A 22,263-nucleotide genomic window follows, 5' to 3' on the forward strand; every position below is an offset into this window, starting at 1 on the left:
TCCAATTCTGCGGAGGCCTTTTTGCATTTATGAATTGCTGAATGCCCAGCTCGTGATAAAGTTTAGGGGGATTCTATAAAGCAAATTTTATCGTAGTTACGGCTCCTAAACCAACACCGTCGCTACTTATATTAAATGAGCCTGTATGGCTCTCTACAATCGACCGGCAATTATATAAGCCCAGCCCGGTACCTTCTTTTTTTGTGGTGAATCCTTTTTCGAAGAAATGCTCGCTTGTTTTCTTGTCAAAGCCTTGCCCGTTGTCAACTATTTTTATCTGGATAAATTCGCTGGTTGATTCCATATACACGGTGATGCATTTTTCAGAGTTTTCCATGTAGATAGCCTCCAAGCTATTTTTCAGCACATTCAGCATCACCTGCATCAGTTTGGTATGATCCCCCTTGATCACATACTTGCCCTGTTTTACGTTCACGCTGAATTTTACCCCTCTTTTGTCAAAAGAAGCAAATAGCATCGACCGGCAATCGTCAATAATATTTACCAGGTTTACAGGCTTTCTTTCTTTTGTTCCATTATGGCTTCTTACCAGTTGCCGTTGTATGTTCAGTATTTCCTGGATGTGTGTTATAATATTCAGAAGCTCACTAAGGCAAGTGGTTAACTCTTTCAGATTATCACCTTCCGATTTTGCAAGGCTATCAGTAATTGACATTAATGCAATGGCTTTATTGTCGCCGATTGCACCGCCTATTTGCGCTTGATTAGTTTTTATAAAGCTAGCCAGGTTCCTGGCACTGTCAAGATTACTTCTTTCGGTTACACGGTTGATCCTAGTCAGATAAGAACCGAACCCTACCAGCGCGTTGCCAATATCATGCAATACTTCTGATGCAATCTCGAATTTTCCCTGTGCAATAGCCTTTTCTAATTCCTGCTCTTTTTGCTGGATCAGTTGACTATTCAAATTCTTTAACTCAGCAGATTGAATATGCAATTCCCTGTTCAAGCTATTTAAGGCTTCTTCCGAGAGCTTTCGATCAGTAATATCATGACCTATTCCCAATATCCGGTTAATTTGCCCCTGTTCATCATAAACCGGTACTTTAGAGGTTGACAGCCAGCACTGAACACCTTTTGAATCGTAGAAAAATTCTTCCCTGTTTAGTATTGGCTCACCGGATAATAGAATATCCATATCATCTTTATAGCCCCTGTGGCCTATTTCATTTGGAAATAATTCCAGGTCGGTTTTGCCTAACACATCAGCCTCACTTTTAGCACCTATGGCCATTACATCAGCATTATTAGCTATAATTTTACGGCCCTGAACATCTTTTACATAAATAGTATCAGGTAAATTATCAATGAGCGTACGAAGTAATATACGTTCACGCTGAATTTCTTCCTGGGCTATTTTTTGCTCGGTAATATCGATATGTGTACCGATAATACTGCCGGCATTTGACGAATCCTCTGCTTTTAGAAATCCCCCTCTTGAGCAGATCCACAACCAGCGGTCGTCAGCATGTTTCATCCGGAAGATATTCTCAAACATCCCAATTGGATCGTCAAGGTAGGCCATAAAATAACGCATGGCTTCTGCCCGGTCGTCCGGATGTACCAGGTCGATCCATACCTCATTTAAATTTTTGCCCGAGAAATTAAAATCATTTTTATCCCTGCCCAGCATTGAAAAATAAACACTGTTGCAGTCCAAAAAACCGGTCGCCGGGAAATATTCCCATGCCCCGGTATTTGACATCTCAAGTAACTGCCTGTACTGCTTGGTTGTTTCCTTTGTTGTATACTGCTGCTGACTCATGTTATCAGACGCAGCTTTTTTTAGAAGAGTATTCGCCATTTAACTTCTCATAATGGTAAAGCAATGGTAAATAATGCGCCTTTATTATTGCTTACAGTTATTTTACCGCCATGTGCACTTACATATTGTTTTACGATGGCAAGTCCAAGGCCGGTTCCGTTAGTTTTATTTTGTGTTACAAAAGGCTCGAAAAGAGTTGACATTATTTCCTTAGGTATCCCGGGGCCATTGTCACAAATGGAAATCATTACGTTTTTACCCTCAACCCAGGCCGAGATGTGTATGGTAGCATCGGTTACCTGGTTATCATGCAATGCATCTGCAGCATTATTGATCAGGTTGCTCACCACTCTTCTAAGTTTGCTCTCATCACCCTGCACAAACAGATTATCTCGTATATAAGAGTGGATAGTCACATCATCCCAGCTATTTCTATGTTTCGCGTGTTCAATAGCTTCTGAAATAATTTTTTCGACATCTACCGGTTTCTTTTGAACAGGTATATCTTTAATGAAATCTAAAAAGTCTTCAAATATTTCTGATGCCTGCTCAGCTGATCGGTCTATCATATCGATAAACTCATTTTTTTCTCCATCTTCGCGCATCATATCCGTCATGCATTTGATGTTATTAATGGGTGCGCGCAGATCATGCATCACCATCCCTATTACCTGCCCAACTGCTGATAGCTTTTCTTTTTGGATAAGCTTTTCACTTAACTCGGCATTGCGTATAGCCTGGGCTGCATTTTGCACAAAAAGTGTCAACAAATACATCTTTTCGGTCTTCAGCTTCTCTTGTTTTTGGAGTATCGCAAAGACATAGTAATTATCCAAACGGGCCAGCACAAGGTCATCCAACTGTATAACGTCATCCTTTTCAATGCTGATGTTGTTAACTCTTGAGGTCAGTTCGTCCAGGTTAACTCTTTCTTCTATCGCACCGATAGAAAGTATCTTTTCATAGTTCAAATCCTTATCCAGTTTGCCGATCAGGGCCATATCAGTGTCCAATGATCCTGCAAGCTGTTCTAATATATTTTTGAGTAAAGAATTGAGTTGATTTTTGCTTAACCCGATCGATGATATTGACCCGATCAGTTTTTCGAGGTTACGCAGTTTGTTATAATCAGTAACCGCTTTTGTAGCCAATTGAATGATCTCTTCGGGAGCATAAGGTTTACAATGATATCCTACATTTTGCCCGGCCTGTTCAACTATCTCATCAATAGAGCGGTCGCTATAGGCAGTCACAAAAATGATCTCCGCTTTGACATCGTATTTTCTTATCTCGACAGCCGTTTCCAATCCGTTCCATCCGGGCATACGCATATCCAGGAAAATTACGGCGTAAGGTCGGCCACTCTTGATTGCTGCCTTAACTTTCTTTACCCCTTCCATCCCGTTTGACGCTTTATCGACAGTGAAAGCGGGAATACATTTAGTACGGGCAACTAACAAAGGTTTTGGGCTGCCGAATAAAATATCAAAGGCATCATTAATGCTATCTTGTTCTTCCGATTGAACATGCGGAACCAGAATGTCTTCAATATTATCCCGCACCATTTCTTCATCGTCAATCACCAGGACAGATGTATTAACTTCACTCATATATACAATAGGTTTATTATTAGCCGTTTTTACGATTTTATTAATATTATGTTTCGGATTTATTAATTACTGTACTGTTATTATTGAAATAGTATAAATGTCAAAAAAACACGTTTTGACCGCAGTGTTTATTTTATTTAATAGCTTTGTATTATCTGTCCGTCGCAATAAACTAAGGCCTATGCACCCGTTTGTATTAAAAGAAATCATATCGGTAACCATGATCTTGTTTGCCATCATTGATATACTCGGGGCTATACCGGTGATCATTGAATTAAGGCAGAGGGCTGGGCATATACAATCAGAAAAAGCATCTGTTGCAGTACTTATTTTGATGGTAGGATTTTTATTTGCAGGTAATGAATTATTGGATATTATAGGGCTGGATATTCCCTCATTTGCCATTGCAGGCTCATTCGTAATATTTTTTATCGCGATGGAAATGATCCTGGGGATCACATTTTTTAAAGAAGATATGCCCGAATCAGTATCCATTGTACCACTGGCTTTCCCGCTCATAGCCGGAGCCGGAACAATGACAACCCTGCTATCGCTTAAATCTCAATATCAAACACAGAATATACTGGTAGGCATCGTATTAAATACCATGTTTGTATACCTGGTGCTCAAGAATGTGAAATGGCTGGAACGTTTGTTTGGCAAAACAGGATTGAGTATCCTGCGCAAAGCATTTGGGGTGATATTACTGGCAATTGCGATAAAGTTATTCAGAAGTAATACGCATTTGTAGATGTGCAGGTGTGTATGTGCAGATCTGTAAATGATGATTAATCAGATGTAGCTACACTTCGCGGTAAATATTTGCTGTTATTTGTCTTTTTGGTTTGGTCTTCGAAGAGCAACTATTGATAATCTGCACATCTACATATTTGCACATCAGCACATCTGCATATTTGCACATCAACGCACCAACCTCGTCACAAACATCGTATCCGCTTTATTCTCATAGCCTTTTAATACAATTTGTTCTTCCACTTTCATGCGCAATTCCTTCACCATAAAATCAACAGCCCATTCATTCTCCGCTTTAAAGGCTGAGCAGGTAATATAGATCAATGGCTTGCCGGGTTTAAGGTATTTGACCACGTTAGCGGCTATTGTTTGTTGCAGGCGTTGGAAGAATTCAATTTTCTCTGCTTGAAATTGGCTGATCATCTCAGGTGTCCGCCCCCAGGTGCCCGAGCCGCTGCAAGGGGCATCGAGTATAATACCGTCAAACGCATAATTATGCAGTTCCGGGTCTACGTTTTTGGTAAGGTCGATGATTTTTTTCTGGTATTTGATCAACCCGGCCTGTTGAAAACGTTCATCCAGATTGGCGAGGATGGATTCTCGTATGTCCGATACTACCAATTTCAGATCAGGCTGTAATTCATGTAACAGCAGCGATTTGCCACCTGATGCCGCACAGGCATCCCACCAGGCTTCCCATTTCTGAGGCTTAAAATATTGTGCTGTTTGCTGCGACGAAAGATCTTGTACCTCGAACCAGTTTTGCTGTGGGAAAATGTTTTCCAGTCGCGTGCCATTTGGCAGGGCCAGGCAACCGTTGCCTTCATCTTTAAATACTATACTCTCTTTGGTCAGCAGTGCTTTCACATGCTGCTCAAAGCCTTTGCGTACACGGATAAAAAGATCAGGTTGAATAAAAAATGATTTTAAGAAAGCATTCTTATCGATTCCATCAGAAAGCTCAGCCGACCATGGAAATACATCGGCCAGTTTAAAATCAGGATAAGCAGTTTTAACAAGCTTGATCTTTTCATCAATATTAAAGCCGATGCACAATGCCCATTCAGGCTTAAAATGTTGTAAAAAAGAGTTGATTTGGTTGTTGCATAAAAACTCAGCAACAATTAACCGGTCTTCGGTAGGGGTATTAAAAAGCGCCTTACCCAGGCGGAAGTAATTATAGATCAAACGGCTGGCAACTTTCCGGTCGGTTGATCCCATTTGTTTGTTCTGCCGGTAAAAGCCGGGCAAAAATTTGCTTAAGGGCGTTTCGGCAGGGTAGCTACCCAAAATTCGCTGAAACGTTTTAAGCTGGTTCAATGCCTTCATTCTACCTTTTTTAACTCAAAATTATTGTATTCCAATATATTTACGTGCGTATTTATCCAGCCTAATCCGGATTTTTTTTCAAAATTGTATTTATTTAATAAGCCGCTGAACTCATTTTTATCCAATTTTTTCAGCTCATCCGGGTTTTCGCCAAGCAAGCCCCCAAAATACATACCCTCATCAAAGCCCATCAGTGCATAATGTGTGGGTTCTGTATGATAAATTTTGCGATAGTTACGGATAAAAGCAGTAACCGCAGGCGACTTATAATCAACCCTTTCGGTAGTTGTTATATGTGTTTTTAGCCTTTGTAAAATATCAGCTTTAAGATAGTTAAATTTTATCCAGCTTGGATGACCGAAAACCGTGATAGGATATTTTTGAGCCAATGAATCCAACGAATGTAAAGTGACCATCAAAAACGCCTGGTTTGTAGCCGGAATCACGAATATATTTTCTTCGGTTAATGAAAGCTGTGGGATTAGCCCGTTTAGCTGGCCACGCACTATTGTGGGGGCAATTATTTTAGTCTTGTTTTTTGTAGCGCTATCTAAGCCTTTTTTAAATGGGCCGATATAATTATTCTCTTCACTATAGCCCGACTTTAGGATAAATACCTTTTTGGGCTTATAGTGCTCAGCAATATATTGTGCGGCGGATTGTGCATGGTATTCGAGCGGAGTAGCTACCGTTACCAGGTTTTGATCTTTAATAGTTGATGGTGCAGCCGGGGAAAGAGGGGATACCGTAGGAATAGATTTTCCTGACCCGGACAATATGCTTGTAAAGGCCTGCAGGCCATCCGGAAATACCGGCCCTATGATCAGGCTGCTGGTACGTATTGCGGGATTGTAAGCCAGGCCATGCGCCTCTGATGGCTGATCCTTAGTATCAAATACCTGTAGCTTATAATTATACCCTTTACTGCTGAGCGAATCAAGCGCAAGCTTAAAACCCTGGTAAAAATCCAGCGAAAGATTAGCCCGGCTCAAAGTTCCCGCTGTATATTGCTGGCCCCCATTTAAATTATCCAGGTTAAACGGCAGTAGCATAGAAATGGTAGAAACTCTTGCTGATGCAGGCTTTTCCGCGCTTTTTTCAGGCTCTTTTTTAGCAGAGGCTGCGTTGCTTTTTGCAGGTGCTGTTACCGGAACTACCTTTGGCGAACAGCCGGCAGCCAGTAAAGCAATACCTATAAAAAAAAGCCATTTATTCCCACTCAATTGTAGCTGGTGGTTTCGAACTGATGTCATATACTACCCGGTTTATTCCTTTTACGTTATTGATGATCTCATTGGATATCTTAGCCAGCAGATCGTAGGGTAAATGGCACCAATCGGCGGTCATACCGTCTAATGATTCCACTGCGCGCAGGCATACCACGTTCTCGTAAGTACGCTCATCGCCCATTACACCTACAGATTGTACCGGCAAAAATATAGTACCGGCCTGCCAAACCTTATCGTAAACACCGGCGGCCCGCAAATTGTTGATATAAATCGCATCGGCCTCTTGCAATATTTGTACTTTTTGAGGAGTTACTTCACCTAATATCCTGATTGCTAAGCCCGGACCAGGGAATGGGTGCCTTCCTAAAATATTTGGATCAATGCCTAAAGCTTTACCAACCTTACGCACTTCGTCTTTGAATAGTGTATTTAGCGGCTCTACTACCTTCAGTTTCATAAAATCGGGTAAGCCGCCTACGTTGTGATGTGATTTGATAGTTGCCGATGGCCCTTTGACAGATACCGATTCGATTACGTCAGGGTAAATGGTTCCCTGTCCCAGCCATTTTACATCTTGTACATGGTGCGCTTCGTCATCAAATACTTCTATAAATACGCGGCCTATAGCCTTGCGCTTTTTCTCAGGGTCAGTTAATCCGGCAAGTGCGTCATAAAAGCGTTGTTTTGCATCCACGCCTTTTATGTTGAGGCCCATGTGTTTGTAAGAGTCCAGGACGGATTCATACTCGTCTTTTCTCAGCAAACCGTTATCTACAAATATGCAATGCAGGTTTTTGCCGATAGCATGGTGCAATAATACTGCAGCCACAGATGAATCTACACCTCCCGAAAGTCCCAAAACCACTTTATCATTGCCCAGTTTTTCTTTTAGGGCGGCTACTGTGGTTTCGACAAAGGAATCTGGTGTCCAGTCCTGTGCGCAACCGCAAATATCTACCAAAAAGTTTTGCAGTAATTGCTTGCCGTCAATACTATGGGTTACTTCCGGGTGGAACTGTATACCGTAAGTTTGCGTGCCTTTTACATGATAAGCAGCTACCTTAACAGTATCTGTACTGGCAATGATCTCGAAATTTTCACCAATACGTGCAATGGTGTCAGCGTGTGACATCCACACCTGCGAGCCTGCAGGGACAAGTTTAAATAGTGGATTTTTATCAGCTATGAACTGCAAATTGGCACGGCCATATTCACGGGTGCTTGATGGCAACACTTCGCCGCCATTAAAATGTGCGATATGCTGAGCACCATAACAAACCCCCAAAATGGGTAGTGTGCCATGAAATTTGTTAAAATCAAAATGTGGCGCATCTTCCTGGCGAACAGAATATGGACTGCCTGAAAGGATGATGCCCTTTACAGTGTTATCGATCTCCGGAAAATGATTGAAAGGATGGATCTCACAATAGATATTGAGTTCCCTGACACGGCGCGCTATCAATTGAGTAAACTGCGAACCAAAGTCAAGAATGAGGATTTTTTCTTGCATGGGCAAAGATAGAAATTTTGTTGAAAGGTTGAAAGGTTGAAATGTTGTATTGCTTGCCTATTCATTTGTTACTTTAATAAGTCCCATCGTAGTTGCAACCCAAATAGTTTTATCGTTTTCTACGCCGAGACCCATGATAGTATTATGAAACCTCCCCGTTCGGAATTTCATAAATTCAAATTTTCCATTGTTAATTTGGAGTAATCCGTCATTTGTGGCCATCCAAATTACATTTCCGTTGCTGGAAGTCACGATTTTACGTACCATTTGATCTGCCAAAGCTGAGTTATTCTTATCATAATGCTTCCAATGATTGTCTTTTAGAATAGAAAATCCGCCTTTTCCAAAGCCTCCACCATATCCAATATACAGATCGCCATTTTCCATAAACTTTAGCGCCCTTACTGTACCTAATTGTAATTCAGAGTTTTCTTCAGTAAGCTTTCCCCATTTCTTTCCATTGTACAATAATAAACTATTATCACAGCCAACAGCTAGTTGATTATCCCTACTTATTGCAATGGCTAATACATTATACTTATAAATTGAATCTCCTGGCATTTCAAACCTAGACCATTTAGAGTTGTTGTAGACTATAATACCATCTGAAGTTCCGAAAAACATTTCCCCGTTATTGCCTTCACAAACAGTAGCAATAGATTTGTCTGTAATAAGAGATTTCTCGGGAGCATAGCTTATCCATTTGTTTCCATCGAACTTTGTAATACTGTTCTGTGAAAATATCACCCAGATATCGCCTTTTTTGTCAGAATAAATAATCTGCCCTTTTGGATTTGTGATCGGTGAATTTGAGTCATTATAACTGGTGAACTTTTGACCGTCATATTTAATCAGTCCGCCTTTCAGGGAGTGCATCCACTTGTTTCCATCGTGATCTACAGCTATACCCCATAGGTCATCATCGGTTAGTTTTGAATTGGTATGGTCTATTATCTCAATTTTTTGTGCAAAAGCCAACGAATAAGATAATAGCAGGGTTACAATAAGGCCAGGTATTTTCATTCAACTAAAATAAATAATCATTATAAGCTCCATTATCATATTTATTCCAACGATGGGTTTCAAAGCAATCGTCATATGAAATGAAATAACTATTCCAACGACATCAACGGTACCGAATGTAGCGCAACACGGTTGCCTTCCGTATCCAAAAACACTGCCATATAACCATGTTCAGGCGAGATTTGTGTTTTGGGGATCAGCACCTGGCCGCCTGCTGTCTTTATTCTGTCAAGTACCAGCTGCACATCCGGGTTGCCGTTAAGATAAACCAGCGGGCCACTCTCTGCCGACGGTTTATAAAAATCGCCGCTGCTGCAAATAGCACCGCCAATTTTCATCGGATCGTCAATTGGGAATAAACGCATTTTTAATTGCGGCATATCCATGGAGATCATCTGTATATCAAAAATAGTTTCGTAAAATTTTTGGGCACGGTCAAGATCAATAGCAGGAATCTCGAACCAGCTGATGGCGTTTTTAAAAGTCATGGTGGGTAATTAATAGCAATTAGGGACCAAATATTAATCAATCAGGTAAAACTTAAATACAGTAAATCGTCGTATAAGTTTTAAAAATAGCAAGAAATTGGCATATTTATTTTTGTTCCTGATTTAATTGAGAATAAATAAAAATTCTATTCTAAATTTATGTTACCAACCACCCGCCTCGCCACTTTTGAAGATGTCCCCGAATTACAACAGTTGATGGCGATCTCTGCCAGGCAACTAAGTACAGATTTTTATACAACAGAGGAAACGGAAGGCGCCATTAAATATATTTTTGGGGTAGATAGCCAGTTGATAGAAGATGGAACCTATTATGTGGTCGAATCAAAAGATTCGATAATAGCTTGCGGTGGTTGGAGCAGGAGAAGTACATTGTTTGGCGGTGATCAGCACAAGGATTTGTCCGACCCTTTACTCAACCCGGCTACAGATGCGGCACGCATTCGCGCCTTTTTTGTTCATCCCGATTGGGCCAGAAAAGGAATAGGAAAAATGCTGATGAATGTTTGTGAAAAAGCCGCCCAGCAATACGGCTTTACTAAAATAGAAATAGGCTCTACATTGCCCGGCGTACCGCTTTATGAGGCCATGGGCTATCACACCATTAAAAATATCAAAGTACCATTACCCAACGGCGTTTCATTCATGGTAGTGAATATGAAAAAGTATTTTAAACCTTTGGTATAGTTAAACTCCGTTTATTTCTGACGCTATAAATCTGGAAATCTCTCTGTAAAGAAATTTGAAAATTCTTTAAACAAAACAGGCTCAATTAGTGAGCCTGTTGTTTAATTTTTTGGTTAAATTATTTTATAGGAAAAAGAACACCGAAATTAAGACTCGATCTAACGTTTTGGATAGTTTCTCCACCGCTGTCTTTAAATATGTTGGTAATGCCGCTCTGCCCATCTGCCTCAATAAATAATTTTACGCTCTTAGATATAGGAAATTTTACACCTATCCCAGCTGCAAGGCCGAAATCAGTGGTGTTAAAAGCATCTTTTATATTCACTCCACTATTGGAAGATTCAGAAGTATTTAATAACACGCCTACATAAGGACCGAAATTTAAATACCAGTTTCTCATCCTACCAAAGTGCCAGTCTGCCATTACTGGAATAGTTAAATAATTCAAATGAATATTAACCCCGTCTATTGTTCCTGTAACATTTCCCGCATTATCATAAAAATCGATGAACCCATTACCCCAACCTTTTTGGTCATAAGTTAATTTACCTTTAATACCCCATCTGTCAGAGAAATAATATTCGCCCGAAATACCAGCATTGAAACCGCTTGTATAGTCGGTGCTTTGGCCGGAACCGGATAAACTTACATTTGAAGTGTTTAAACCGATATTAACCCCAAATTCGGCGGTGTTTTTTGTTTGTGCAAATGAAACAGAATAAATACCAGATAAAATAAGTAGTGTTGTTAGAATTTTTTTCATAATTGTGAATAAGATTTTGTACAAAGGTAATTAGTTACGCAAATTGTCAGTTTGATAGTTATTTATTGCTGACGAACAACGCTTGTACGGATTAAGCAAGTATCGGGTTTTACCAGATTTAATATCGCGGTAAATTTGTTGTGTTAAAAAGAAAATAAAAAAATGGAAACACAAGAATCGATCAATTATCAGCGCATTGCCGATGCGATCAACTATATCAGGCTTAATTTTAAGGAACAACCCAACCTGGATGAAGTGGCCGAAAAAGTAAACTTAAGTCCCTTCCACTTTCAGCGCATGTTTACCGAATGGGCCGGTATCAGCCCTAAAAAATTTCTGCAATATCTTAGTGTCGAATATGCCAAAGGTATTTTAAAAGAAAAACAGGCTACTTTGTTTGATGCCGCTTTTGAAACCGGCCTTTCCGGTACAGGCCGCTTGCATGATCTGTTTATCAATATCGAAGGCATGACCCCTGCCGAATATAAAAACGGCGGTAAAGCACTCACCATTAATTACAGTTTTGCCGAAAGCCCTTTTGGTAATATACTGGTTGCCTCAACCGTGAAAGGGATATGCTACCTGGCTTTTGCCGACGATAAACAAGAAGCTTTTAGCCAGCTTCAAGCACAATTCGCTAATGCAACTTATCACCAGGTGGTGGATATGACCCAGCAAAATGCTTTGTTCATTTTCAAAAGGGACTGGTCAAAATTATCCAATATCAAACTGCATTTAAAAGGTACAGCTTTTCAGCTTAAAGTATGGGAAGCACTGCTCCGTATCCCAATGGGTGGCTTGTATACCTACGGATCGCTGGCACAGAACATTAGTATGCCTAATGCCAGCAGAGCGGTAGGGAGTGCAGTAGGCGATAACCCGGTGGCCTTCCTTATACCATGCCATCGCGTAATACGGTCTACAGGCGATTTTGGCCAGTATCATTGGGGTGCAACCCGCAAATCGGCCATGATAGGCTGGGAGGCAGCACAGGTAAACAAGATTGCTATTTAAGAGATGGACCTGCAACATCGGATTGAACAACCGGACTGGAATAAGATTTCCAGCCGGTTAAATGATAATGGTTATGCTTTGATTAGTAATGTACTCGGCGACATTGAATGTGACAGCCTTGTACAGGGATACGATAATAAAGAACTATACCGCAAAACTATTAACATGGAGCGTTATCGTTTTGGACAGGGCGAGTACAAATATTTTAATTATCCCCTGCCCGGGATCATTCAGCAGGTAAGGCAAAGCGTTTATCCATACCTGGCACCTGTGGCTAATAACTGGATGAAAGTATTGAATATTGACAAATGCTTTCCTGTCAACCTGGATGAGTTGCTTGAGCAATGCCATACCCATCAGCAAACGCGGCCAACGCCTTTGATACTGAAATATGGCAAGGGTGGTTATAATACTTTACATCAGGATCTGTATGGCGAGATCTATTTCCCTATGCAACTGGTGTTGTTTTTAAATGAGCCGGGCACAGATTATGAAGGCGGTGAGTTTGTGTTAATCGAGCAAAGACCAAGAGCGCAATCGAAAGCTATTGTGTTGAAACCGGTTAAAGGCGATATGCTGATTTTTACCACCAATTTCAGACCGGTAAAAGGAACAAAGGGTTATTATCGGGTAAATATGAAACATGGCGTAAGCGAAGTTACATCAGGCAGCAGGCACACACTGGGTATAATTTTTCATGATGCATCATGATAGTGCATAACAAATTAGATGAAACGCCCTTTAAAAGAACGCGCCAGTTAAAAATACTGATTGACAAGGGCGAAGTACAATTAGCCGGTAACAGCAAACTAAAGATATACGGAAAATTAAATTGCTCTTCCGGCAAAAGAATGAAAACTGAAAATAGGGTATTCTTCAGATCAGAAACTGAGGCTAAAAGAATGGGCTACCGCCCATGCGGACATTGTATGCGTGAAGATTATCTGCTATGGAAAGCGCCGGATTGATTATATTTGAATAAAAACTATGTTGTTTAAAAAGACCCTTTTTTTGTTACTATTCGGACTGATATTCGTGTCGTCAAAAGCGCAAACCACTGATAGCTTACTATTCAACAAGCTGGGCGATTTTGATTTGGCCCGCTTTAACAATGATCAGGGAGAAGCCATACGAATAGGCGAAAGTATTTTACCCGATACTGCAAAGCTTACTGCAAAAGTCCGTGCCAGTTTTTTTGCCCGGCTGGCTAAGTTATATGAGGATAGTGAGCAGGATACAAAAGCTATAATATATTATCAGAAAGTAGTTGCCGCAGTGCCCGATTACTATGTTACACAACGCGCATTGGGTTATTTGTATGACAACGCCGCCGAAGAGATACACCTCAGGCTTTATCAAATTAAAAATGATGACCCTAGATACAGATCATTATTTGACGGTTATAAAGCAATAGTATTAAAAGCCTTACCCCACCTGGAAAAGGCCCAGGCCTGTGACCCCAATGATGATGCACTCGACCTGATCAGGACGCTGTATCAAAACATTCATGACGAGAAAGGACTAAACTCACTTAACAGTCGTTTGAAGAATTTAAGCAAAAATTGTATTGATATTTTAAGTGATAATTAGAAGTCAGAGGTCTGATTTCAGAAGTCAGAGTTTTTGATTTTCATTCCGAAATTGGCATAGCGCAATCCGCATTTAAAAATTAAGCATTTTGCCTTGCTGAGGATATATCAGGTTTAACTGTAGTTCGTTCTCAGCAGCTAACTGTTTTTTTATCCGCTCAATACTACTTTGCGGGGGCTTTACATGGGTTATTACAATGTTAAATCCTTTTAGCGAGCCTTGTCCCGAAAGCTTTTCCAATTCATTAAGTTCTTTCATCAGCCAATGCGGAGTAAGGTGGCCAAACAGAGTTTTATCCGGTTGTTCATCCGGAAAAGATACTTCTATCATGATTGCTTTAAGCTTTTTTTCCTTGATCAAAGGGGCAATACCTTGCCATAGTAATTCAATCTTACGGCTTTTTTCAATTTCATCGGGACCGGTATCCCCCAGGTAAAGCATATAATTATCATTATTCCGCACCAAAAAAGCAGTACTCGTAAGGTTTGAATGGCTTAACGGGAATGCTTTAACCCACATTTCTGTGTTCTCTACAGGTATTTCCACACCCGGATTGAGCACCTTATAATGATATTTTTTTAATTGCGGGGCCTCGCCCTCATCGGCAAAATTGGCCCAGCTTTTCCAGGTAAAATAGTGTGTTTTAAATGTTTCTATACAATCCGAAAATGCATAAATATTTTTTGTGGTATCATCGGGCGAGTTAATGATCAAACCCGATAAATGATCCAGGTGTGAGTGGGAGATCAGGTAGCCTTTGATATATTTTCTTAATACCACTTCAGCCGGAACAGCAAAAACCTTATTCCCGATCGCCTTTTCGATACCTGCATGCAGTGTGCCTGCATCAAGGCATACATAATTATTGCTATTCACAGGCGCCAGCATATATGCGGAGAGGTTACTCTCGTCTATACCACCCTTTACGCCCAATGGCACCACCTTGAAAGCAATGTTTTTATCCTGTGCAAATGATACAAGATTTATAAATAGAAAAATTAAAAACAGAAAACGACGATACATTATTGGAAGGTATTTTTTCTGTCTAAAGTAATCATCTCTGGCAATAAAACCCCAATTACATAATAGAAATCCACTAAGCATTTATGCGCTTAAGGTTTGGTCTCCATAGCACAAAATACCGGCGTCTAAGGCATTTGGAACAAAAATATATCCGTAGCGGAAGCCAGAAAAGAAAAGTTTTGATCAGGAAATTGCGTTTGATCCTTGTGTGCATAACATGCTCACATTTTGGACATCTGAAAGTAGAGTTTGAATACATAGTTGATAGTTAGGTGCCTGATAAGTAGACATTTATCATTGATAAATTGTTTTAATCATCGAAATGTTTTTTTAATTGTAAATAGACAATTATATCCGTAGAGAAATAGGGATAAAAATGACGGGATATTTATGGACAATTTTCTACTTTTATCCCCTTATGAAAACCAGTGGTATTGTTGCAAAGGCGGTTGCTCGCCTGTTTCTTTTATTAATGATTTTAGCCATTATTCCTTTGTTCCAGGTTGATACAGAAAAATTGCATCATCTGTATATCGTTACAAAAAGTAAATGGCTGTTTGTATTCCCGGTAATATTGGTTGGCGGTTTTGTGTACTTCTTTATTCGTTGTACACTCAATAAATATAAGGAACCCGATTCAAACTGGCTGCTGGTAATAAACACACTTATTTTGATGGCTTATTGTGCCACACTTTTTATACGCGTATATGAGCTAACAATGAAATAGCTAATTAACTATTCGGTTTTCATTGCTTTTTCGGCCGATTTCTTGTACTCATATTCTCCGCCAAAAAGGAAACCCCATGGCTTAAGGCTTTCTATCCTGTCGAAAATTATTTTAAGGATAGCAATTACAGGGATAGCCAGGAACATACCCGAGAGGCCCCAGATCATTTCGCCTATTACAATACCAAGGAAAGATATCAAAGCGTTTAGCCTCACTTTTGAACCCACAATAGTTGGGAGCAACACGTTAGAATCAACCGCATGCAGGAGTATTACACTAACTATAACAGACAACACATCTCTCACATTCCCCGTTGCAAAAGTGATGAGTGCGCTAAGGAACAAAGCAGTAAAGATTCCGACATAAGGTACGATATTGAACAGGCCCACGATCAGCCCGAGTAACATTGCGTATTTAACCCCGATCAGCAGGAAAGCCGTACAAGCTATTGTGGCTACAATAACCATCTCGAGTAGTAAACCCAAAATGTATTTCCTTAAAATACTTTGGATATTTTCTACAATATCGTACACAATGGCCGAATTTTCTTCACTGAAAACCCATACCAAAAAGTGTAGTAATAATCGCCTGTATAATAGTATCAGGAAAGTAAAAATAAGTATGAACGAATAAAATAACATCAGCGATGATACTGCCCCTAAAGTAGTACCAATAACGGAGCTGCTTGATGACATAAGCTTAGTAGTAGCGTCGTGTACATAATCCATCTGCTTGTCCATATTAATATGGAAGCTGTTTTCTACCCATCCTCGTATATCATCTATTGATTGGCCCACCTGTTTTTTAAGCATCGGCCAATCATCCGCCAGTCTGGATATCTGTGTACCTACCAGGTAAAGTATACCTCCTATAAAAGCGATAAGTGTAATGATTGATAACAGCGAAGCAATACTGCGGTGAAACCGTAATCTTTTTTCAAAAAAACTACATATTGGGAGCAGCAATATGGCAAACAGAAACCCGAAGATCAATGGGTCGATCAAATCTTTGGCTACAACAATCAGGTAGCCTAAAGCAATAAGGCCGACAAGAACTAAGGAAAGTTTTTCGTAAAAAGGGGCTGTTATTTTTTTTACAGGCATACCAGGGGGCGTTTATTTGTACTATACGTTCAGCTTACCGTCGAAGCTAAGATTTTTGAAATATAGGGATAATTGTTTTTACTTATAAAATATCTTCCAGTTTGTTTAATACCTGTTTGATGTAATTGTCCATTACCTGGTCGGGCTGTTTGCTAAATGTTTTTGTTGCCCGGTTGGCTAATATTACATTAAAGGATATTGCCCTATGCCCTAATACTGCTGCCATGCCATATATACCGGCTGTTTCCATTTCCAGGTTGGTAATTCGCTTACCGTCCGAATTAAAGTTTTGTATTGATTCCATCAGCTCCGGATAAGTTGCTTTTGCCCTTATTTCACGGCCCTGCGGTGCATAAAAACCCGGCGCAGTAATGGTAATACCTTGTTGCAGGTGGGTAGCCAACCTGCTGATCAGCAAGGTATCGGCGGATGCCATATAGGGTGAAAAGTTACTGCCATTTGGCAACGCTGCTTTAAAATTATCTAACAATTCTTTTTCAGGTACCAACAACTGACGCTCATAGTAATTCATCAGTATATCCATCCCAAATGCCGAACTCGAAACTAACAGACTATCAATAGCAATATCAGCTTGTATAGCGCCTGATGTTCCTATACGGATAATGTTGAGTTTTTGCAATTGCGCTTTAGGCAGACGTGTTTGCAAATCGATATTGACCAATGCATCCAGTTCGTTCATCACAATATCGATATTGTCAGTACCAATGCCTGTGGATATTGCAGTGATTCTTTTACCTCCAATGGTACCTGTATGGGTAACAAACTCGCGTTTGGATTTTTTTAGTTCGATATGGTCAAAATACTGACTTACCTGCGATACACGTTCAGGGTCGCCCACGGTGATAATCGTATCCGCAATATCTCCGGGCAATAAATTTAAATGGTAAACGCTGCCGTCGGCATTTAATATCAGTTCTGTTTCTGCTATCCGGTTCAAAACTATAGTATTAATAATCACAGTAATAATCAAGGCAAGTTACAAACCAGTTCTCTCATTATAAACTGATTAAATATCAGAGTTTTTGATAATATCATTTTTAAACATAACATTAACAAAATCACATAATTGTATAATTAATTTATATTAAATTTATTATTTGTTAATAATTAGATAACAATTACATAATTTTGGCATTAGTAGGCTGCTTGTCCACCAATACAACAGCCATCCCTTCCATTATAAACCTTTTATAACCTAAACCGATAAATGTTTAAAAAAATGAAATTTGAGAAGAAGACTATTTCTGGAATATTATTAATTATTGTTTCAATTTTAATTTTAATTGTCCCTAATATTTTATTAAATGATAGTCAGGGTATATTAAATCTCTGTTTAACAATCATTTCTAAAATATGCCTTTTTTTATTTTTGGGTTTGGTTTTGTTAAGATTGACGCGATCTTTTTTTTGGTCGTATCTGATTCTTGGAACGGCATATCTACTATCCTCGATTATCGAAATCAGTAACATTATTCTTTTAGATCATTATATTACTGCGGATAATATAACATCGTTATTAAATGCCTCTAAGAGCGAGGTTCAAGAATTTTACCACCTGTTTCGTGTATATCTCGTTGTGCCGGCTGTTTTGATTGCTGCCTTTATTTTTATCGTAATAAAATACAAATCAATAGCATACAATATTAAAAATCAAAAATTGATCATCCCTTTGGCACTGATTGCTCTTGTGATTTCAATTCCGGTCTCTTTTTTAAGAATATATCACTCTGATAAAGCGCTATCGGGTAAAGGTTTAATAGACTGTACACTAAGAATCGATTATTTAATGGACCATCCTTTCAATATTTTAAATGAAAGTTATGTTTTTGTTAAAAATAGTATACGAGCCAGAAAATATAAGGCTCAGCACGATAATTTCAGTTTTGGTATATTAAATCAAAGCGATACGCAGAAACCTAAATTAGTTGTGTTTATTATTGGTGAAAGGATGAGATATGCTAACTGGTCAATAAATGGATATAATAGAGAAACAAGCCCCAATCTTGAAAAGATCAAAAATCTAATTTCATTCAAAAAAAATTACTCCAATTCTAATTTCACTTATGGCTCTATTCCGCTGATTATTACCCAGGCAACGCCAAAAGACCCTACACTTGCCTATTCGCAAAAAACCATAGTAACATTATTTAAAGAGGCCGGATATGAAACAAACTGGATCTCGAGCCAGTATTTATTTGATATTATTAACGAAAAGAACACGCCCGACCATTTATACCCACTTTATGCAAGGCAACACACAGATATGGATATCATTCCTTTATTTGATTCGGTTCTGAACAAAAAAACACCAAAAAACCGACTGATAATAATAAATATGTTGGGTGGCCATGGCGGAGTGCCTGCTAAATTTAATGTGTTTAATCCAAATGATAGTCATGAGGACCATCCGGTCACGTTAAGTAATGCAGCCATATTTATTAATACGTATGATAACATGATGCTTTTCCAGGATTATGTACTTAGTGAAATAACAAAAATGACTGAAAGACAGAATGTATCCTCTGTTGTAATGTTTACGGCTGATCATGGGTGCAATTTGTTTGATAACGGTAAAGCTTTATTTGGATACGGTTCAGCCAATCCCACCGAAAAGGAGACACATGTTCCGATGTTTATCAGTGTATCTGACAAGTACATTGAAAATAATCATAATAAGTATAAAAACTTACTGGACCACAGGGATTTACTTACCACTAATAATAACTTATTTTATTCTCTGGCCGATTTGGCAAATATTAAATATAAGTCATTTGTAAAACAACAAAGCATTTCTGATCCTTCGTTTGTTGAATTCCCTTCAAGATTTGTACGTGCAGATAATAAGGTGTTTGAATTCAAAAATGTAAAAGACAATGAACTGAATTCCGGCCTTGCTGAAAATGCCTCAACAAAAGAAGATAATACATCTAAGAAATAACTCTGCAGGCTTTAGAAGCCCCTTCAAGCATGCGGTTCTTGATGCGTAATAAAGTAAATAATTGTTAGAAACACTTTTTTACAACGCTTGTTAAAGATTTATCATCTATTCAAAAATTTACAACCATGGCAAAGTATTCAGAAAAAGCAGGAGAAAAGGTTGAGAAAACCATGCACGAAATGAAAGAAGGTAAATTGAAAAGTGGTAGCGGTAAAAAGGTAACCAGCAAGAAACAGGCTGTAGCTATCGGCCTATCCGAAGCCCGTAAAGAAGGGGCTAAGGTGCCGAAAAAGAGTTAACGCCTCGGTAAAAGAGCAATTTATTGTCTGAATCAGAATTTGCAGAATTAAAGAATTACGAAAATCAGGTTAATCATTTAATCCGGGAAATCATGGTTCAGACAATTCTGCGATGAGTTTATTCTTTTTCTGTAAACGCGTCCATGATCTTCATCAAAGTTACCGCTTCTTCAATTGGACAGGGGTTTGGCCCTTCTCCTCTGAAGTAACTTACGATTTTCCCAATCATAGGTTGTTGAATATGCTCTGGATGAGTAAAATTTACCGTTTGCTCACCCTCTTCATTTTTCAAGCTCACAAATGTCCCGAAAAATGGGAACATGATCTTTCCTTTTGTGCCGATTATCTCGCAGCTATCAATGGTTTCGCTTTCGGCAACATTAAAACACCACGAACCATTCACTACTACTTTGTTTTTAAACAATATCTCGCCGCAAACATGATCATCAGCAGGGTTTACGCCCGATTGGTTTAACGAGAATCCATGATACCGATCAGGCTCGCCAAAATAGTATAGCATCAGGTCGAGCTGATGTGGGGCAAGGTCATGAAAATAACCACCGCCTGAAAGTTCGGGCTGTACCCGCCAGTTGGTTTCCGAATTAGCAATCAGGTCCGGTTTTATACTCTTCCACATCCTGATCTGTACAGTGCGCACGTCGCCGATAGTATTTTTAGCCAAAAGTTCTTTTACATATAAAAACATTGGCAAGGCACGGCGGTAATGAGCCACTGTAAGCTTGCCGTTATATTGTTTTACGGCATCGGCCATCGCCTGGGCTTCCTGTGCCGTACGTGTTACGGGTTTTTCCACATATACGTCTAAGCCTTTTTTCAAAGCAGCTATCGCGTATTCCAAATGAAAAGCAGGAGGGGTGGCTATGGAGACAGCATTGACCTCGGTATCGTTTAATAGTTTGTCTGCATCGTCATACGATTTACCTACGTTATGGCGTGCCGCATAATCAGCAGCCTTCGCAGCGTCACGACGCATTACGGCTACCAATTTGCTATTAGGAATTTTGTTGTAGGCTTGTCCGCTTTTTTTTTCGGTTACATTGCCGCAACCGATGATGCCCCAGTTGATGTTGTTCATTTCTAATTTAAGTTCTTAACATAAATGATCCCGTAGGGATTAAGCTTTGTAGAAAACAAGCCATCAAAAAATCCGTGCCGTTAGGTACGGAAAAATCCTGATAATATTTTCTACAAAGCTTTTGCACCTATGGTGCATTGTCTTTTACTTCAATATTGCCTCAATCTTCGTCAGTTCTTCTGCCGAAAATTTTATGTTATCCAGGCATTTCAATGAGTCAGCCAATTGTTCCGGTTTACTTGCACCGATCAGTACCGAAGTAACGCGCTCATCCTTTAATAACCATGATAACGCCATTTGTGCCAATGTTTGTCCGCGTTGCAGAGCAATATCGTTCAGCCTTTTTATCTGGCTGACGCGCTCATCAGTTACCTGGCTTTTTTGCAGAAACCCGGTTGATTTTGCCGCTCTTGAATCTTCAGGTATACCATGCAGGTATTTGTTGGTTAACAAGCCCTGCGCCAATGGCGAGAATGGGATACAACCTACACCATCTTTTTCTAATACATCCAGCAAACCGCCCTCAACCCAACGCTCAAACATGGAGTATTTTGGCTGATGAATTAAACAAGGAGTGCCTAATTTCTTTAATATGCTGATCGCTTTGTCAGCTTCATCAGCAGGGTAATTGGATATACCAGCATATAGTGCTTTACCTTGCCTTACAATCAGATCTAAAGCACTCATCGTTTCTTCCAGCGGTGTTTCAGGATCTGGACGATGATGATAGAAAATATCTACATAATCCAGCTTCATGCGTTTCAGGCTTTGGTCAAGGCTGGATACCAGGTATTTTTTTGAACCCCAATCGCCATAAGGCCCGTCCCACATAGTGTAACCTGCTTTGCTGGATATGATCATTTCATCGCGGTAACCGCTGAAATCTTTCTTCAATATCTCACCGAAATTCTCTTCTGCTGATCCCGGAGGCGGACCGTAATTATTAGCAAGGTCAAAATGGGTAATGCCGCTGTCAAATGCCAGGTGAAGGATATTACGGCAATTTTCCATCACGTCCACACCACCAAAGTTATGCCACAGGCCGAGCGAAACGGCCGGCAATTTAATACCGCTGCGTCCGCAACGGCGGTATATCATGTTTTTGTATCTGTCTGCAGAGGGTAGGTAAGTCATTGGTAAAAGCTTTAAATGTTGAGCCTTAAAAGTAGGATTTTTTACTAAAACCAGCGTGTAAAATAATTGATAAACAAGCAGGCATTAAGCCAGCTTCAATATGATTTACAAGTAATTGAGCA

General features: G+C 39.6%; 22 protein-coding genes. 9 read left to right on the top strand and 13 right to left on the bottom strand.

Translation table 11 applies throughout. The features are described 5' to 3' along the window. Nucleotides 1–73 precede the first annotated feature (73 nt). Nucleotides 74–1,825 (bottom strand): PAS domain S-box protein, encoded by a 1,752-nt coding sequence (locus ACPPVU_RS07085; protein WP_426670986.1) that lies wholly within the window; start codon nt 1,823–1,825, stop codon nt 74–76. An 8-nt stretch (nt 1,826–1,833) separates the two neighbouring features. After that, nucleotides 1,834–3,396, bottom strand: coding sequence for an ATP-binding protein (locus ACPPVU_RS07090; protein WP_426670987.1), 1,563 nt, complete (start codon nt 3,394–3,396; stop codon nt 1,834–1,836). A 181-nt stretch (nt 3,397–3,577) separates the two neighbouring features. On the opposite strand from ACPPVU_RS07090, the gene ACPPVU_RS07095 reads away from it, so the two are divergent. Continuing rightward, on the top strand, nt 3,578–4,147 hold the full coding sequence (locus ACPPVU_RS07095) for a MarC family protein (RefSeq protein WP_426672188.1): 570 nt from the start codon (nt 3,578–3,580) through the stop codon (nt 4,145–4,147). Between the two features lie 170 nt (nt 4,148–4,317). Here ACPPVU_RS07095 and ACPPVU_RS07100 read toward each other — a convergent pair whose 3' ends face one another. From ACPPVU_RS07100 to ACPPVU_RS07120, 5 genes are all read right to left on the bottom strand, one after another. Beyond that, a complete protein-coding gene (locus ACPPVU_RS07100; RefSeq protein WP_426670988.1) occupies nt 4,318–5,478 on the bottom strand; it encodes an RsmB/NOP family class I SAM-dependent RNA methyltransferase in 1,161 nt (386 codons plus the stop codon). Then, entirely contained in the window at nt 5,475–6,731 is a 1,257-nt protein-coding gene (locus ACPPVU_RS07105; RefSeq protein WP_426670989.1) for an ABC transporter substrate-binding protein, read from the bottom strand. Before ACPPVU_RS07105 ends, ACPPVU_RS07100 begins: the two co-directional genes overlap by 4 nt. Further along, nucleotides 6,688–8,217, bottom strand: a complete 1,530-nt coding sequence (guaA, locus tag ACPPVU_RS07110; RefSeq protein ID WP_426670990.1) for a glutamine-hydrolyzing GMP synthase — start codon at nt 8,215–8,217, stop codon at nt 6,688–6,690. Before guaA ends, ACPPVU_RS07105 begins: the two co-directional genes overlap by 44 nt. Before the next feature lie 57 nt (nt 8,218–8,274). Beyond that, the gene (locus ACPPVU_RS07115; protein ID WP_426670991.1) at nt 8,275–9,240 is read right to left on the bottom strand and encodes a hypothetical protein; all 966 of its coding nucleotides are present in this window, start codon (nt 9,238–9,240) and stop codon (nt 8,275–8,277) included. Nucleotides 9,241–9,329: 89 nt separating this feature from the next. Further along, entirely contained in the window at nt 9,330–9,728 is a 399-nt protein-coding gene (locus ACPPVU_RS07120; RefSeq protein ID WP_426670992.1) for a VOC family protein, read from the bottom strand. A gap of 159 nt (nt 9,729–9,887) precedes the next feature. Between ACPPVU_RS07120 and ACPPVU_RS07125 the strand changes: the two genes are divergently transcribed. After that, nucleotides 9,888–10,433, top strand: coding sequence for a GNAT family N-acetyltransferase (locus ACPPVU_RS07125; protein ID WP_426670993.1), 546 nt, complete (start codon nt 9,888–9,890; stop codon nt 10,431–10,433). A 118-nt stretch (nt 10,434–10,551) separates the two neighbouring features. On the opposite strand, the gene ACPPVU_RS07130 is transcribed toward ACPPVU_RS07125, so the two are convergent. Beyond that, complete coding sequence (locus tag ACPPVU_RS07130; RefSeq protein WP_426670994.1) at nt 10,552–11,196, bottom strand: porin family protein; 645 nt, start codon at nt 11,194–11,196, stop codon at nt 10,552–10,554. A 162-nt stretch (nt 11,197–11,358) separates the two neighbouring features. On the opposite strand from ACPPVU_RS07130, the gene ACPPVU_RS07135 reads away from it, so the two are divergent. Genes ACPPVU_RS07135 through ACPPVU_RS07150 form a run of 4 tightly spaced genes read left to right on the top strand, consistent with a single transcriptional unit; the run spans nt 11,359 to nt 13,800 of the window. Continuing rightward, on the top strand, nt 11,359–12,210 hold the full coding sequence (locus ACPPVU_RS07135) for a bifunctional helix-turn-helix domain-containing protein/methylated-DNA--[protein]-cysteine S-methyltransferase (protein ID WP_426670995.1): 852 nt from the start codon (nt 11,359–11,361) through the stop codon (nt 12,208–12,210). Between the two features lie 3 nt (nt 12,211–12,213). Next, the gene (locus ACPPVU_RS07140) at nt 12,214–12,921 is read left to right on the top strand and encodes a 2OG-Fe(II) oxygenase (RefSeq protein WP_426670996.1); all 708 of its coding nucleotides are present in this window, start codon (nt 12,214–12,216) and stop codon (nt 12,919–12,921) included. Next, nucleotides 12,918–13,178: an Ada metal-binding domain-containing protein gene (locus tag ACPPVU_RS07145; RefSeq protein ID WP_426670997.1), complete on the top strand. Its 261-nt coding sequence runs from the start codon at nt 12,918–12,920 to the stop codon at nt 13,176–13,178. Before ACPPVU_RS07140 ends, ACPPVU_RS07145 begins: the two co-directional genes overlap by 4 nt. Before the next feature lie 43 nt (nt 13,179–13,221). Then, a complete protein-coding gene (locus ACPPVU_RS07150; protein WP_426670998.1) occupies nt 13,222–13,800 on the top strand; it encodes a hypothetical protein in 579 nt (192 codons plus the stop codon). A gap of 72 nt (nt 13,801–13,872) precedes the next feature. Here ACPPVU_RS07150 and ACPPVU_RS07155 read toward each other — a convergent pair whose 3' ends face one another. Then, nucleotides 13,873–14,823: an MBL fold metallo-hydrolase gene (locus ACPPVU_RS07155; protein WP_426670999.1), complete on the bottom strand. Its 951-nt coding sequence runs from the start codon at nt 14,821–14,823 to the stop codon at nt 13,873–13,875. A gap of 418 nt (nt 14,824–15,241) precedes the next feature. On the opposite strand from ACPPVU_RS07155, the gene ACPPVU_RS07160 reads away from it, so the two are divergent. Continuing rightward, entirely contained in the window at nt 15,242–15,550 is a 309-nt protein-coding gene (locus tag ACPPVU_RS07160) for a hypothetical protein (protein WP_426671000.1), read from the top strand. An 8-nt stretch (nt 15,551–15,558) separates the two neighbouring features. Here the strand turns inward: ACPPVU_RS07160 and ACPPVU_RS07165 are convergent, their stop codons facing one another. Further along, the gene (locus ACPPVU_RS07165; protein ID WP_426671001.1) at nt 15,559–16,653 is read right to left on the bottom strand and encodes an AI-2E family transporter; all 1,095 of its coding nucleotides are present in this window, start codon (nt 16,651–16,653) and stop codon (nt 15,559–15,561) included. A gap of 82 nt (nt 16,654–16,735) precedes the next feature. After that, nucleotides 16,736–17,611 carry a nucleoside phosphorylase gene (locus tag ACPPVU_RS07170; RefSeq protein ID WP_426671002.1) on the bottom strand — a complete coding sequence of 292 codons (876 nt, stop codon included), beginning with the start codon at nt 17,609–17,611 and terminating at the stop codon, nt 16,736–16,738. Nucleotides 17,612–17,893: 282 nt separating this feature from the next. On the opposite strand from ACPPVU_RS07170, the gene ACPPVU_RS07175 reads away from it, so the two are divergent. Both ACPPVU_RS07175 and ACPPVU_RS07180 read left to right on the top strand, forming a co-directional pair. Further along, nucleotides 17,894–19,612 (top strand): phosphoethanolamine transferase, encoded by a 1,719-nt coding sequence (locus tag ACPPVU_RS07175; protein ID WP_426671003.1) that lies wholly within the window; start codon nt 17,894–17,896, stop codon nt 19,610–19,612. Nucleotides 19,613–19,737: 125 nt separating this feature from the next. Beyond that, nucleotides 19,738–19,911 (top strand): DUF6496 domain-containing protein, encoded by a 174-nt coding sequence (locus ACPPVU_RS07180; RefSeq protein ID WP_426671004.1) that lies wholly within the window; start codon nt 19,738–19,740, stop codon nt 19,909–19,911. Between the two features lie 118 nt (nt 19,912–20,029). On the opposite strand, the gene ACPPVU_RS07185 is transcribed toward ACPPVU_RS07180, so the two are convergent. Together ACPPVU_RS07185 and mgrA are read right to left on the bottom strand one after the other, a co-directional pair. Then, the gene (locus tag ACPPVU_RS07185) at nt 20,030–21,007 is read right to left on the bottom strand and encodes a Gfo/Idh/MocA family protein (protein ID WP_426671005.1); all 978 of its coding nucleotides are present in this window, start codon (nt 21,005–21,007) and stop codon (nt 20,030–20,032) included. A 144-nt stretch (nt 21,008–21,151) separates the two neighbouring features. Next, entirely contained in the window at nt 21,152–22,141 is a 990-nt protein-coding gene (gene mgrA, locus ACPPVU_RS07190) for an L-glyceraldehyde 3-phosphate reductase (protein WP_426671006.1), read from the bottom strand. Nucleotides 22,142–22,263: the final 122 nt, after the last annotated feature.

The sequence above is a fragment of the Mucilaginibacter sp. McL0603 genome (genome assembly GCF_049992945.1).
GTDB lineage: Bacteria > Bacteroidota > Bacteroidia > Sphingobacteriales > Sphingobacteriaceae > Mucilaginibacter.

What these genes read in the sequence shown, in the direction of transcription:
- ACPPVU_RS07085 (WP_426670986.1), bottom strand. Translation starts at nt 1,825, where the DNA reads ATGGCGAATACTCTTCTAAAAAAAGCTGCGTCTGATAACATGAGTCAG.
- ACPPVU_RS07090 (WP_426670987.1), bottom strand. Translation starts at nt 3,396, where the DNA reads ATGAGTGAAGTTAATACATCTGTCCTGGTGATTGACGATGAAGAAATG.
- ACPPVU_RS07095 (WP_426672188.1), top strand. Translation starts at nt 3,578, where the DNA reads ATGCACCCGTTTGTATTAAAAGAAATCATATCGGTAACCATGATCTTG.
- ACPPVU_RS07100 (WP_426670988.1), bottom strand. Translation starts at nt 5,478, where the DNA reads ATGAAGGCATTGAACCAGCTTAAAACGTTTCAGCGAATTTTGGGTAGC.
- ACPPVU_RS07105 (WP_426670989.1), bottom strand. Translation starts at nt 6,731, where the DNA reads ATGACATCAGTTCGAAACCACCAGCTACAATTGAGTGGGAATAAATGG.
- guaA (WP_426670990.1), bottom strand. Translation starts at nt 8,217, where the DNA reads ATGCAAGAAAAAATCCTCATTCTTGACTTTGGTTCGCAGTTTACTCAA.
- ACPPVU_RS07115 (WP_426670991.1), bottom strand. Translation starts at nt 9,240, where the DNA reads ATGAAAATACCTGGCCTTATTGTAACCCTGCTATTATCTTATTCGTTG.
- ACPPVU_RS07120 (WP_426670992.1), bottom strand. Translation starts at nt 9,728, where the DNA reads ATGACTTTTAAAAACGCCATCAGCTGGTTCGAGATTCCTGCTATTGAT.
- ACPPVU_RS07125 (WP_426670993.1), top strand. Translation starts at nt 9,888, where the DNA reads ATGTTACCAACCACCCGCCTCGCCACTTTTGAAGATGTCCCCGAATTA.
- ACPPVU_RS07130 (WP_426670994.1), bottom strand. Translation starts at nt 11,196, where the DNA reads ATGAAAAAAATTCTAACAACACTACTTATTTTATCTGGTATTTATTCT.
- ACPPVU_RS07135 (WP_426670995.1), top strand. Translation starts at nt 11,359, where the DNA reads ATGGAAACACAAGAATCGATCAATTATCAGCGCATTGCCGATGCGATC.
- ACPPVU_RS07140 (WP_426670996.1), top strand. Translation starts at nt 12,214, where the DNA reads ATGGACCTGCAACATCGGATTGAACAACCGGACTGGAATAAGATTTCC.
- ACPPVU_RS07145 (WP_426670997.1), top strand. Translation starts at nt 12,918, where the DNA reads ATGATAGTGCATAACAAATTAGATGAAACGCCCTTTAAAAGAACGCGC.
- ACPPVU_RS07155 (WP_426670999.1), bottom strand. Translation starts at nt 14,823, where the DNA reads ATGTATCGTCGTTTTCTGTTTTTAATTTTTCTATTTATAAATCTTGTA.
- ACPPVU_RS07160 (WP_426671000.1), top strand. Translation starts at nt 15,242, where the DNA reads ATGAAAACCAGTGGTATTGTTGCAAAGGCGGTTGCTCGCCTGTTTCTT.
- ACPPVU_RS07165 (WP_426671001.1), bottom strand. Translation starts at nt 16,653, where the DNA reads ATGCCTGTAAAAAAAATAACAGCCCCTTTTTACGAAAAACTTTCCTTA.
- ACPPVU_RS07175 (WP_426671003.1), top strand. Translation starts at nt 17,894, where the DNA reads ATGAAATTTGAGAAGAAGACTATTTCTGGAATATTATTAATTATTGTT.
- ACPPVU_RS07180 (WP_426671004.1), top strand. Translation starts at nt 19,738, where the DNA reads ATGGCAAAGTATTCAGAAAAAGCAGGAGAAAAGGTTGAGAAAACCATG.
- ACPPVU_RS07185 (WP_426671005.1), bottom strand. Translation starts at nt 21,007, where the DNA reads ATGAACAACATCAACTGGGGCATCATCGGTTGCGGCAATGTAACCGAA.
- mgrA (WP_426671006.1), bottom strand. Translation starts at nt 22,141, where the DNA reads ATGACTTACCTACCCTCTGCAGACAGATACAAAAACATGATATACCGC.